Annotated in this window: 11 protein-coding genes; 6 read left to right on the plus strand and 5 right to left on the minus strand. The window is 65.6% G+C overall.

The window, feature by feature from the left end:
• Nucleotides 1-27: 27 nt before the first annotated feature.
• From tilS to cysS, 4 genes are read right to left on the minus strand one after another with little or no spacing between them, the layout of a single operon-like run.
• The gene (tilS, locus tag ACFQNJ_RS01390) at nucleotides 28-996 is read right to left on the minus strand and encodes a tRNA lysidine(34) synthetase TilS (protein WP_382253253.1); all 969 of its coding nucleotides are present in this window, start codon (nucleotides 994-996) and stop codon (nucleotides 28-30) included.
• 26 nt (nucleotides 997-1022) lie between these two features.
• A complete protein-coding gene (locus tag ACFQNJ_RS01395) occupies nucleotides 1023-2009 on the minus strand; it encodes an acetyl-CoA carboxylase carboxyltransferase subunit alpha (RefSeq protein ID WP_374639017.1) in 987 nt (328 codons plus the stop codon).
• A gap of 14 nt (nucleotides 2010-2023) precedes the next feature.
• Nucleotides 2024-2677, minus strand: a complete 654-nt coding sequence (locus ACFQNJ_RS01400) for a DNA-3-methyladenine glycosylase family protein (protein ID WP_374639016.1) — start codon at nucleotides 2675-2677, stop codon at nucleotides 2024-2026.
• Complete coding sequence (gene cysS, locus ACFQNJ_RS01405; protein WP_382253254.1) at nucleotides 2677-4062, minus strand: cysteine--tRNA ligase; 1386 nt, start codon at nucleotides 4060-4062, stop codon at nucleotides 2677-2679. The genes ACFQNJ_RS01400 and cysS overlap by 1 nt, the downstream gene beginning before the upstream one ends.
• A gap of 156 nt (nucleotides 4063-4218) precedes the next feature.
• Between cysS and ACFQNJ_RS01410 the strand changes: the two genes are divergently transcribed.
• Genes ACFQNJ_RS01410 through ACFQNJ_RS01435 form a run of 6 tightly spaced genes read left to right on the plus strand, consistent with a single transcriptional unit; the run spans nucleotide 4219 to nucleotide 9570 of the window.
• Complete coding sequence (locus tag ACFQNJ_RS01410; protein WP_382253256.1) at nucleotides 4219-5250, plus strand: nuclear transport factor 2 family protein; 1032 nt, start codon at nucleotides 4219-4221, stop codon at nucleotides 5248-5250.
• On the plus strand, nucleotides 5250-6710 hold the full coding sequence (locus ACFQNJ_RS01415; protein ID WP_382253258.1) for a L,D-transpeptidase family protein: 1461 nt from the start codon (nucleotides 5250-5252) through the stop codon (nucleotides 6708-6710). The genes ACFQNJ_RS01410 and ACFQNJ_RS01415 overlap by 1 nt, the downstream gene beginning before the upstream one ends.
• Nucleotides 6710-7312 carry a peptidylprolyl isomerase gene (locus ACFQNJ_RS01420; protein WP_382253259.1) on the plus strand — a complete coding sequence of 201 codons (603 nt, stop codon included), beginning with the start codon at nucleotides 6710-6712 and terminating at the stop codon, nucleotides 7310-7312. The genes ACFQNJ_RS01415 and ACFQNJ_RS01420 overlap by 1 nt, the downstream gene beginning before the upstream one ends.
• 2 nt (nucleotides 7313-7314) lie before the next feature.
• Nucleotides 7315-7821 carry a peptidylprolyl isomerase gene (locus ACFQNJ_RS01425; protein WP_374639011.1) on the plus strand — a complete coding sequence of 169 codons (507 nt, stop codon included), beginning with the start codon at nucleotides 7315-7317 and terminating at the stop codon, nucleotides 7819-7821.
• A complete protein-coding gene (locus tag ACFQNJ_RS01430) occupies nucleotides 7821-8666 on the plus strand; it encodes a UDP-2,3-diacylglucosamine diphosphatase (RefSeq protein WP_382253261.1) in 846 nt (281 codons plus the stop codon). Before ACFQNJ_RS01425 ends, ACFQNJ_RS01430 begins: the two co-directional genes overlap by 1 nt.
• 25 nt (nucleotides 8667-8691) lie before the next feature.
• A complete protein-coding gene (locus ACFQNJ_RS01435) occupies nucleotides 8692-9570 on the plus strand; it encodes a M90 family metallopeptidase (RefSeq protein WP_382253262.1) in 879 nt (292 codons plus the stop codon).
• Here ACFQNJ_RS01435 and ACFQNJ_RS01440 read toward each other — a convergent pair whose 3' ends face one another.
• Nucleotides 9571-12207: a DUF349 domain-containing protein gene (locus ACFQNJ_RS01440; protein WP_382253263.1), complete on the minus strand. Its 2637-nt coding sequence runs from the start codon at nucleotides 12205-12207 to the stop codon at nucleotides 9571-9573.
• Nucleotides 12208-12309 lie beyond the last annotated feature (102 nt).

The raw sequence follows: 12309 nt of genomic DNA on the forward strand, positions 1-12309 counted from the left end.
AAACCGGTAGATTATAAGGGTTGACCCTCACAGGGTCCGATAGACCAGATGGTCATCCGCCCGCTCTACCCGGCCACCGGCGGCCCGCAGCTGCAGGCGGTGGCCTCGGGTGCGGCAAGCATCGACCTGATCAAGCAACTCCGACAACTGCGCCTCGGTAGGCGCTGCACCAGCCTCCTGCTTGAGCCAGTGGCGCAACACGTTCGACTGACGGGCTCGGGACAGCGCCTGCAGGGCCGACAGCCTGGGCGGGACCCCCACGGTCTGCAGATCCTCGAGAGCGAGCTCATCCAGCAGAACCTGCGCCTGTGCCGCGTGGCGGGCGCTGCGCGCCAGCGCCTGACGAAACCCCGGAAAGCACGCCTGCCAGGCAGGCATGAGAAGCGAACGGATCCGGTTGCGCGTGAACCGTGGATCCGTGTTCGACGGATCATCCACAAACGCCAGACCCTGCTCAAGCACCCAATCGCGCAAGGTCGCTGCAGGAATGCCGAGAAAGGGCCTGCCGAACAGCGCACCATGGCGCACGAACCGCTCGGGCATGCCAGCCAAGCCTGGCAGACCGGCACCCCGACTCAAGGCCAGCAACAAGGTTTCGGCCTGATCGTCGGCATGCTGACCCAACAGGACCACCGACACATCGGCCTCGCGAGCCATGCCTGCCAGCGCCAGGTAACGCGCCTGCCGGGCGGCATCTTCGGGACTCTGGCCGGGAGCATGCCGGGCATCCGTGCGGCCAACCTGCAGAGGCACGTTCAGCCGGGAAGCCACCTCCCGCGCGGTGGCCTCGAAGCCATCGGCCGCGGCCTGCAGGCCATGGTGCACGTGCAGCGCCACCACCTGACCGGGCCAGACAGACACCGCTGCCGCCAGCAAGGCGGTCGAGTCCGCGCCCGCGCTGTAGGCCACACCCACCTTGCCGGAAAAGTCAGGCGGACACCATCGGGACCGCCATGCGGTCAGGGCGCCAGCCCCGGTATCCGACAGACGGGACATCCTGTGCTGCGTCGCCAGGCGCCGCGTCAGCGCTTTTCGCGCGCCTCGGCCTTGGTGTCGGTAAATCGACCGTAGCTGTCCAGGCGCTGGTAGCGGCGCTCCAGCAGTTCCTTGACCTTCAGGTCGGACACCTGGCGCCAGGCATCGTTGAGCGCGCGCTTGAGGAAAGCCGCCATCTGCTTGTGGTCACGGTGGGCACCGCCCACGGGCTCATTGACGATCTTGTCCACCAGACCCAGGGCCTTGAGCCGATGGGCCGTGATGCCCAGGGCTTCGGCCGCATCGCTGGCGCGATCGCTGGTCTTCCAGAGGATCGATGCGCATCCTTCGGGGCTGATCACGGAGTACACCGAGTACTGCAGCATCACCACCTGGTCGGCCACGGAGATGGCCAGCGCACCGCCGGAACCGCCTTCGCCAATGATGGTGGAGATGATCGGCACCTCCAGCTGGGCCATTTCGTAGATGTTGCGACCGATGGCCTCGGACTGACCGCGCTCCTCGGCGTCGATGCCCGGATAGGCACCGGGCGTATCCACGAAGGTGAACACCGGCAACTTGAACTTCTCGGCCAGTTTCATCAGGCGCAAGGCTTTGCGGTAGCCCTCGGGCTTGGTCATGCCGAAGTTGCGCAGGCCGCGCTCCTTGGTGTCGCGGCCCTTCTGGTGACCGATCACCATGCAAGGCTGCCCGTTGAAGCGCGCCAGACCACCCACGATCGACAGGTCGTCGGCAAAGTGGCGGTCGCCGTGCAGCTCCACGAAGTGCGTGAAGATCTCGCGCACATAGTCCAGCGTGTACGGGCGGTCCGAATGCCGGGCGATCTTGGTGATCTGCCACGGGGTCAGGTTGCTGTAGATATCCTTGGTCAGCTGCAGGCTCTTGTTGGCCAGCTGCTCGATCTCCGCAGAGATGTCGACCGCCGATTCGCTCTGCACATAACGCAGTTCTTCGATCTTGCCTTCGAGCTCCGCGATCGGCTGCTCGAAATCCAGGAAGTTCTTCTTGCCCAAGATGTTTCTCCGGGTCAGTAGGCCACGGGGGCCGGGTCCAACGAGCGCCAAATATACCAAGTCGCCACGCTGCAGAAAGGTGCCCATGAGGCGGCCACTTCGCGCATCTCGCTGCGACTGACCGGTTCCCCGGAAAAGTAGCATTGGCTGATGCCGTTTTGCAGGCCGACGTCGTCCAGCGGCAGCACGTTGGGTCTCATGAGGTGAAAGATCAGGAACATCTCGGCCGTCCAGCGGCCAATGCCGCGAATGGCCACCAGTTCCTTGATGATGGCCTCGTCGTCCATCTCGACCCACTGGTCGACATGCACCTGATCGTTCGCGAAATGCAGGGCCAGGTCGACCAGATACTCCACCTTGCGGGCAGAAAGGCCGGCCGAGCGCATGTCATCGACCTTGAGCTTGAGCACATGGGCCGGGGTCATCTTGCGGGGCAGCTGTTCGAACCGGTCCCAGACCGATTGCGCGGCCTTGACCGAAATCTGCTGCCCCACGATGCTGCGCGCCAGGGTCACGAAAGCGTCCCCCCGGGACTGCAGGTAAGCGCCCGCATGCTGGGGGATGAGCTTTTTCATCACCCGATCGCGTTTCATCAGGTGACGACAGGCCTCCTGCCAGTACAGGGGCGCATCATCGCCCACCGGCGGCAACTGGGACGCTGCCGCCATCAGGCACGCTCCCAGGTGGTGCCGGCAGGGCCGTCCTTGAGGACGACGCCCTGGGCCAGCAACTCCTGGCGGATGCGGTCGGCCTCGGCAAAGTTCCTGGCCGCCTTGGCTGCGGCACGGGCGGCGATCTGCTCGCCAATGGCGGCCTCATCCAGCCCACCGGCGGCGCCACCGGCCTGCAGGTAGGCCTGGGAGTCCTGCTGCAGCAGCCCAAGCACACCGCCGAGCGCCTGCAGCAAGCCAGCCAGCGCAGCGTCACGCGTGCGGTTGACCTCGCTGGCCAGGTCAAACAGCACGGCCACCGCTTCGGGTGTGCCGAAGTCTTCGTCCATGGCCGCCTTGAAGCGTGCCGCGAAGGGCTGGCTCCAGTCGATGGTCGGAGGCACCTGGCCCCGCACCGCCGCCAGCGCCGTGTAAAGGCGCTTGAGGGCCGAGCGCGCATCATCCAGGTGGGCATCGCTGTAGTTCAGCGCGCTGCGGTAGTGGGCACGCAGCACAAAGAAGCGCACCGTCTCCGCGTCGTACTTCTCCAGCACCTCGCGGATGGTGAAGAAGTTGCCCAGGCTCTTGGACATCTTCTCGTTGTCCACCCGCACGAAGCCGTTGTGCATCCAGAAACGCGCCAATGGCTGCCCGGTGGCCCCTTCGCTCTGGGCAATCTCGTTCTCGTGGTGCGGGAACTGCAGGTCGGCGCCGCCGCCGTGGATGTCGAAGCTCTCGCCCAGCATCTGGCAACTCATGGCCGAGCACTCGATGTGCCAGCCCGGCCGCCCGCTGCCGTAGGGACTGTCCCACTTGGCCTCGGCCGGCTCATCGGCCTTGGCCGACTTCCAGAGCACGAAATCCAGCGGGTCCTGCTTGCCGTCGTCCACCGCCACGCGCTCGCCCGCACGAAGGTCGTCCAGCGACTTGCCCGAGAGCTTGCCGTAGCCCGCGAACTTGCGGACCGCGTAGTTCACATCGCCATTGGCGCTGCGGTAGGCCAGGCCCTTCTCTTCGAGACGGCGCACGATGTCCAGCATCCGCGGAACGTACTCCGTCGCGCGGGGCTCATGGGTCGGCCGCTCGATGCCCAGTGCGTCGGCATCCTGGTGCAGCGCATCGATCATCCGGTCGGTGAGCGAGGTGATCGTCTCGCCGTTCTTCACGGCGCGGGCGATGATCTTGTCGTCGATGTCCGTCACGTTGCGGACATAGGTCACGCGGTAGCCGCTGGCCTTGAGCCAGCGCTGCACCACGTCGAAGGCCAGCATCGAACGGGCGTGGCCAAGGTGGCAGAGGTCGTAGACCGTCATGCCGCAGACGTACATGCGCACGTGCTGCTTTTCCAACGGCTCAAACGGCTCCAGCCGCCGGGTCAGCGTGTTGTAAATGTGTAGGGTCATGGAAGGGTGAGGGAGGGAGCGCTGACGCATTCGGAGGCTGCCCCTCAGATACAATGCCTTCAGTATATCCAGCCTGTCGGAGGCTCCCCGTTGCCGTCCGGCGGCGCACGTCATCCTGGCAGACGATCCGCACCGTCCCTGAAAACACGAGGCACCATGTTCACGACCGAGCGCTCCACCCGTTCCCTGCAAGGCCCGCTTCTGCCACTTCGACGGCTGTCGGCCCTGGCGGCCGTGGTGGCGGCCTTGTCTGCTCCGCTGGGAGCCACCGCACAGACGGATGCCTATGCCGAGGTCAATCGACTGGTGAGGGCAGGACAGCTCAATGATGCCCTGGCCAAGGCAGATCAATACCTGGCAGGCAAGCCCAAGGACCCCCAGATGCGGTTCCTCAAGGGCGTGATCCAGACCGAGGGCGGCAAGACGGCAGACGCGATCACCACCTTTGCCAAGCTGACCGAGGATTACCCCGAACTCCCGGAGCCCTACAACAACCTGGCGGTGCTTTACGCCGGCCAGAGCCAGTTCGACAAGGCCCGCGCCGCGCTGGAGATGGCCATCCGGACCAACCCCAGCTACGCCACCGCGCATGAGAATCTGGGAGACGTGTACGCCAAGCTGGCCAGCCAGGCCTACAGCAAGGCACTGCAACTCGACGCCAACAACACGGGGGCTGCGCCCAAGCTGAGCCTGATTCGCAACCTGTTTGCGGGCGGCAAATCGGCGGTTGCGCCCGTGGCAGCCCCTGCCGAAGTGGCCAAGGCCCCTTCCGCCGCTGCGCCTGTCACATCTGCACCCACCGCGGCCCCGGCCGAACCAGCCAAAACCGCAGCGGCGCCGGCAGCCGCTGGCCACGACGCCGTCGAGGCGGCGGTTCAGGCCTGGGCCAAGGCCTGGTCTTCGAAGGACATGAAAGGCTACCTGGGTGCCTACGCGCCAAATTTCACCCCGGCAGGGGGCCAGTCTCGGGCCGCCTGGGAGTCTGAACGCCGTGCGCGCATCGTTCCCCGCAACCGGATCGATGTCGACATCGACGACCTCAAGGTCAGCGTGGATGGAAATCGTGCCGTGGCACGGTTCAGTCAGGCCTACCGGTCTGACGCCGTCAACGTCACGAGCCGCAAAACTCTGGACATGGTCCGTCAGGGTGATCGCTGGCTGATCGTGCGCGAATCCACCGGGTCCTGATGCCCTCTCCCCGGCATTTCCAGCGGGGACACGCCAGTTTCCCCACCGCCTTCGACGAGCCACGGCCGTTCAAGCGCAGCCATCTTCTCGTGGCCTTGGCGCTGGTGCTGGGTGTGGCTGCGGGTGCTGCACACTGGTGGTCGACCATGCACCGTGAGGCAATGGTGACCACCGCGATCGACCTCGGGTCAGAGGCACCGGTTGGCACCGCCATCCGGTCAGGTCTGATCGATGCGGCCTATGCCCGAGTTCAACCGAGTTCGACCGTGCCAACCGATGGCCTCAGTCGCGCTCCCCTGACCGACGACTTGCTCCACGAGGTCAAGCCCCTGCTGGGCCAGGCAGAGGCGCGCCTGATTGGCATCTACCAGCACATCCGGCAGGCAGAACATCGTCAGGCATTGCAGGCGGCCGAGGCGCTGGTGCGCGACCATCCCAACTTCCAGCTGGCGCAACTGGTGCTGGGCGACCTGCTGACCTTGCAGACGCGCCCTGTCCGCACCCTGGGTGACGTGCCCGATACCAGCGCGCTGGCAGCTGCGGACCAGTTGAAGGCCCTGCGCGAGGAGTCGCGCAGACGCCTGGCCGCCCTGACCGAGCGTCCACCGGCAGGCCACCTGCCCAGGCAGTTCCTGTCGTTGGCTCCGCAAAGCAGACATGCCATCGCGATCGATGCCTCGCGTTCCCGCCTGTACCTGTTCGAGAACCTCACCCCGGCCAATACCAGCGAAGAGCACGCGCCAGACTTGCGACTGATCGCGGACTACTACATCTCGGTCGGCCTGCAAGGCATTGAAAAACAGGTCGAGGGCGACAAGCGCACCCCGCTGGGTGTCTACTACATCACCAGCACCCTGGACCCGGACAAACTGCCCGACCTCTACGGCGTGGGCGCGCTGCCCATCAACTACCCCAACGCCCTCGACCTGCAGCGCGGAAAGACCGGCAGCGGCATCTGGCTGCATGGCACCCCCAGCAACCAGTTTGTCCGCGCCCCGCAAGCTTCAGACGGCTGTGTCGTGCTGTCCAACCAGGATCTGAGCCGCATCCTTCGCACCGTGCAGATCCGTACCACGCCAGTGGTGATTGCAGAGCGGCTCGAATGGGTTTCACCGGACGGACTGGACGCCGACCGGGAGGATTTCGCCAAGGCCCTGGAAAGCTGGCGTCAGGCACGCAGCGCCGGTGACGAAGCAAGCCTGAGGGCCTTGTACTCCGATCGGTTCCGACAGTCCGGAAAGGACCTTGAACAGGTGTGGCCGCGTTTGGCCGCCGAGTTGCGCAACCCGCGGCCGATCGAACTCAAGGACACCAGTCTGCTCAAATGGCGGGACACCGAGGAAACCATGGTGGTGACCTTTGGGGAGGTGGCCGCCGGCCAAAGCCGGGGTGTCACCCGGCGCCAATACTGGGCCCGGGAAAACGGCCAGTGGAAGATCTTTTTTGAAGGAAATACCTGATGTCGACCCCCCGTTCGCTGAAGATGCGTCGCCGCACCGCGGCCGTGTTCATGGCCCTCACCTCCACGGCGCTTGTTCTTCCAGCCTGGGCTCAGGCGCCAGCCGACGCCACCCGTGTGCGGCTGAACACCAGCGCAGGTGACATCGTGCTGGAACTCGATGCGGCCAAAGCCCCCAAGACGGTGGAGAACTTCGTTCAGTATGTGAAGGACAAGCACTACGACGGCACGGTTTTCCACCGGGTGATTGATGGCTTCATGATCCAGGGTGGCGGCTTCACCGCCGACATGACGCAAAAGCCCACGCGTGCGCCCGTCCCGCTGGAATCGCGAAACGGCCTGACCAACGGCCGTGGCACCATCGCGATGGCCAGGACTTCGAACCCCAACTCGGCCACCGCCCAGTTTTTCATCAACGTGGTCGACAACGCCATGCTCAACGCCCCCAACCCCGATGGCTACGGCTATGCCGTTTTCGGCAAGGTCGTGACCGGCATGGATGTGGTCGACAAGATCAAAGCCGTTCCCGTCGGAAACAAGGGCGGACACCAGAACGTGCCGAACACGCCCGTGACCATCATCAAAGCCACCCTGGAGAAATGAACATGGCCAACCCCAAAGTCGAACTGCACATCGCCGGCCACGGCGTGATCACCCTGGAACTGGATGCGGACAAGGCACCCGCCTCTACCGCCAACTTCCTGTCCTATGTGAACAAGGGTCACTACAACAACACGATCTTCCACCGTGTCATTCCTGGTTTCATGATTCAGGGCGGTGGCTTCGAACCGGGCATGAATCAGAAGCCCACGGACAAGCCGATCGCCAATGAGGCCAACAATGGCCTGAAGAACGAGACCTTCACCGTGGCCATGGCGCGCACGAACGACCCGCACTCGGCCACGGCCCAGTTCTTCATCAACGTAACCAACAACGCCTTCCTGAACCACACCGCACCCTCCGCCCAAGGCTGGGGCTATGCGGTGTTCGGCAAGGTGGTGGGCGGCACCGACATCGTCAAAAAAATCGAGGGTGTGGCCACCGGCCGCAAGGGCTTCCACGACGATGTGCCCAAAGAAGACGTGGTCATCGAGAAGGCTGTCGCCCTCTGATGAACGGGGCACAGCGCCCCTGCCCCACCCCACCGGGGCCAACCGACCGCTTCGCCCAGTTGCGCATACCTGCGCACTGGCAAGCGGTCGAATTCATTTCCGATGTGCACTTGCACGCCGGCGCAGCGGCCACCGCGTCTGTCTGGCTGGACTGGCTGCGGGACCAACACACCAACATTGACGCTCTGTTCATCCTGGGAGACCTGTTCGAGGTCTGGGTGGGCGACGACGCACTGGATGCCAGCGAAGCGGTCTGCCCCGAGGCGCCATTCCTGCGAGCTTGTGCCGACGCCCTCGCTCGACTGGGTGAACGCATTCCGGTCTACTTCATGGCCGGTAACCGTGATTTCCTGTTGGGCCGCCAGGCCGCCGATCGCTGCGGGATGATCATCCTGCCCGATCCCACGGTGCTGCACTGGCGGGAAGATGCCTGGCTGCTGAGCCACGGCGATGAACTCTGCCTGGCCGACGTGCCCTACCAGACTTTCCGCAAGGAAGTGCGCAGCCCCGCGTGGCAGAAGGCCTTTCTGGAAAAACCGCTGACCGATCGCGAAGCGATTGCACGGGATCTTCGGCAGCAGAGCGAGTCGCGCAAACAGCAGCAGGGCCACAACCCCTCCCTTTGGGCTGACGTGGACTCTGCCGCGGCGGTGCAATGGTTGCAGGATGCCGGGGCGCGCGCGCTCATTCACGGCCACACCCACCGTCCCGCCCGGCATTCGCTGGCCACTGACTTGGAGCGATGGGTGCTGGGAGACTGGGACGCCGAGGCCACGCCTGCCAGGGCAGAAGTGCTTCGCCTGGACCCGAATGGACTGCACCGTCTGCCGTTGAAGCGGACCTGACTGCCCCCACCTGCAGGCCATGTTGGTGACCGCACTTCAAGCCCTGCAAACCTGGCTTCCCCGCCGCTGGCGCTCATCTCCCGAGATCGAGCCGGCGCTCTGGCGTCGGGTGGTCGACGCGCATCCGTTTCTTCTCGAACTGGCGGCACCGGATCAGGATCGGCTGCGGACGCTGGCCGGTCACTTCCTCCAGGAAAAAGAGTTCCATGGAGCCCATGGCCTGCCCGTGGATGACCACATGGCGCTGACCATTGCCGCACAGGCCTGCCTGCCTCTGCTGCACATGTCGCTGCCTTCCGGACGTGCCCCCAGGTCAGCCGCCGAGTTGCTGGTCTGGTACGACGATTTTGTGGGGATCGTGGTGCAGCCTGGTGCGGCCCTGGCCCAGCGCGAGGTGACCGACAGTGCCGGGGTGGTGCACCGCTACCGTGAAGCCCTGGCCGGAGAAGCCATGGATCGCGGTCCGGTGATGCTGAGCTGGGAAGACGTCATCCACGCGGGTGGCGCCGCCGAACGCGGCGCCAATGTGGTGATCCATGAATTTGTTCACAAGATGGACATGCGCGATATGGCCATGGGACAACATCCGGATGGAGTCCCCCCACTGTTCTCGGGGTTCTTGGGCACCGTCAGCGAAAGCGCGGCACGGCTGCACTGGCAGCAGACCATGACCGCCCAGTTCAACCGTTTTCGCGAGATGGTGTCGATGGCCGAACGCTTCGGCGAAGAAGCTCCGTGGCTGGACGACTACGCGGCGACCAATACCGCCGAGTTCTTCGCCGTCACCAGCGAGGCCTATTTCGTTCACCGCGCACGCTTCGGGCAGGAATTTCCGGAACTCCTGCCGCTGTATGACGGGTTCTACCGCAGCGCGGCCATACGCCAGGCGGCACCACCGGCCTGATCAGCGCCGTACCAGCACCTTCAAGGCCGCCAGCAGTCGCCGTGCCGCCGCGGCATCGTGCGCCGATGCCAGCACCCGTCCCACATCCTGGGCCCAGGTTTGAGCAGGAGCCGGATCGTTGCGACGTGTGAGCAGCTGCAACTGCAAGGCACGGCGAGCGTCCAGATGCTCCGCCGGTGTGGGCAACTCAGCGGCCATCTCCAGCCGCAGCAAGGCCTCCGACGCATGCCCTGCTGGCGCATTCCCCAAGGCTTGCGTCCACGCGGTGCGTGCGCTGGCGGGCACCTTTGACCCCAGCGCCTGTGCGGCCGGCATGGCGGCGGCATCCCTCGATTCCCAGGCCGCCAGCAACTGCGTCAGGACCTCGCCGTGGGCCTGTGCCGCCAGGCGCCGCAAGGCGGCCTCGGCGTGCTCGATGGCCTGTCGCTGGGCACGGAAGGCCGCGTCTCCGAGACGGGGGCCGAGCACGCGCGGCTCACGGCCCTCGCGCCAGTCACGCGACTCGCGCCGGCCGCGGTCAGCGCCCTGAGGCTCGCGGCCGCCGCGCACATCACGTCCGGGCCTCCGATCATCGCGGGAAGGCGCCACCGTGCGCGCCTGGCCCGGTCGGTCATCCCCACGCACGGCCACCAGCTTGCGCGGCGCAGGTGCGGCAACAGAGGCATCCGCCGCCGTGGCTTCCTCTGAGTCGGCAGGAGCCTCGGTCGCCACAGGTGCCGCCACCGAGGCGGCCACCTCTGCCGGAGCGCGCATGGCCTCCTCCAGCGCGCGACGGGCGTCGTGGATTCGTCCGGCATCGGCGGCAGCCACCGCCTCATCCAGCGCCTTGGCGGCCGCCAGCACACGCTGATCGTGGGCGCTCACCGCCGACGCCGCCTTCTCACGCTCGACACTCTTGCGGGCAAACGCCTCGTCGATCGGTTTGCGGAACGCATCCCAGAGTTTCTGCTCCTGCTTGCGCTCCAGCGGCACCGCATGGGCCTCGGCCTGCCAGCGCTGCTGCAACGCCTTGACGTCGTCAATGCGCCACTGTGGCGCCGTGGACAAGGCTTGTGCTTCCTCAATCAATGCCTTGCGGCGGGCCACACTGGCGGCCTGTTCCGTCTCCAGACGGACGTGGGCATCGTGCATGGCCGCCTTCCACATCGGCTGAAGCTCCGCAAACTGCTTTTCACTCAGGTGCCCGGCTTCGCGCCAACGCTCGGAGAACGCATGCAGAGCCCGGATCTGGGCTTTCCAGTCGCTGTCAGACGCATGGGCCAATGTCCAAGCCTTGACTTCTTCGATCAGCGCCAATCGCGCCGCCCGATGGGCTTCGCCCTGCTGACGGACCTGGGTGAGCCAGGCCTCGACCACTTTGTGGGCCTCGTTACACGCCTCGTCAAACCGCTTCCACAGCGCATGGTTGGGTGCCCCACCCTGATCGGTGGTCTTCCACTGGGCGCGCAGCTGGCGCAGGGTTTCCTGCAGCTTGCGTCCCCCCAGCCGCTGGCCTTCGGGCACCTGGGTCAGCGCCTCAGCCTTCTTGACCAGTTCCTCCCGCAGCTGATCGGCACGCCAGCGCTGCCAGCCTTCCATCTCGCCCGCCTGGGCCAGCAAGGCCTGGGCCTTGCCTTCCACATCCGCGGGCAGGAGTCGTGCGTGAGATTTGAGGTACTGCCTGACATCGGCCGCCGCCTTGGGCGTGGCCTTGCCGTGACCTTGTTCCAGATCGGTGGCCAGCACCTTGAGCAGGGCCTCCAGTTCCGCCACAGCGCGTGCACGCATCGCTTCGCGCTCCGCAGGATCTACAGCCGGTGCCGGAGCCGATTCGCCTCGGGCGGCACGCAGCTCATCGGCCCAAACAGGCACCGCGGGCAACGGTGCGCTGGCATCCTGTTCGGCCGCCACCGCCTGTGCCAGCGCCGCCTCGAAGGCGTCCCACACCAGCAGCAACTGCTGGCGCGACGCCTCGAGCATGGGCGGGAACTTGGGCTCGACACTTGACCAATGCGCCTGGTTGACCAACGTGCCGGACTGCGCCTGCCACTGCTGCACATCGCCGCGCAACGCATCCGCAGCGGCCAATGCTTCGCGCCAGGGTTTGGTCGAAAGGACTTCGATGCGCTGGGCCAGAAGCACCGCCGCCTCGCGTTCCACCTGCACCTGATGCTGCAGATCCTCGATCGCCTTCACCCGCTCGGCCAGAGCCTGCTTGAGACTGGCCAGTGGTTCACGGGACAAGGGAGCACCTGCCCGGGCCGCATCGCGCTGCCATGCCATGGCATCGGCCAGGTTGATGCGGGGCTGCGCCAGCATCGACTCCGCCTTGGCCGCCCATTCGACAGCCGCCTGCTCCTGGGTACGAAGGCGCCGTACCTCGTCCATCTTCTCCTTGAGGGGTTTGGCCGCACCACGATCACGGTGTGACAGTTCCTTGAACACCTCATTCATGAGCTCCCATGCAGGTTCGGAAGCCAGCCACTCCTTCACACGGCTCAGGCGCTCGCCCGACGTGGCGGCAGAGAACACCCCCCCCGTGGCGGCATCCAGCGGGTGTTGGGTCTGGGCGGTCTTGGCACTGGCGGAGGAAGGATTCACAGCGGGCTCGTTGACTGGGGACTGGGGCGCATTCTTGCGCCAGGGCAGCAGGGACATGGGATGGGCAATCCGAACGGAAGGTCAGCGTGGGCCGGCAAGTTGACCGGCACATCCAACCCGTATTGTCACCCGTCCCGGGCGGCCGCCGATCACCACCAG

It is taken from the genome of Hydrogenophaga bisanensis, assembly GCF_042665135.1.
GTDB classification, from domain to species: domain Bacteria; phylum Pseudomonadota; class Gammaproteobacteria; order Burkholderiales; family Burkholderiaceae_C; genus Hydrogenophaga; species Hydrogenophaga bisanensis.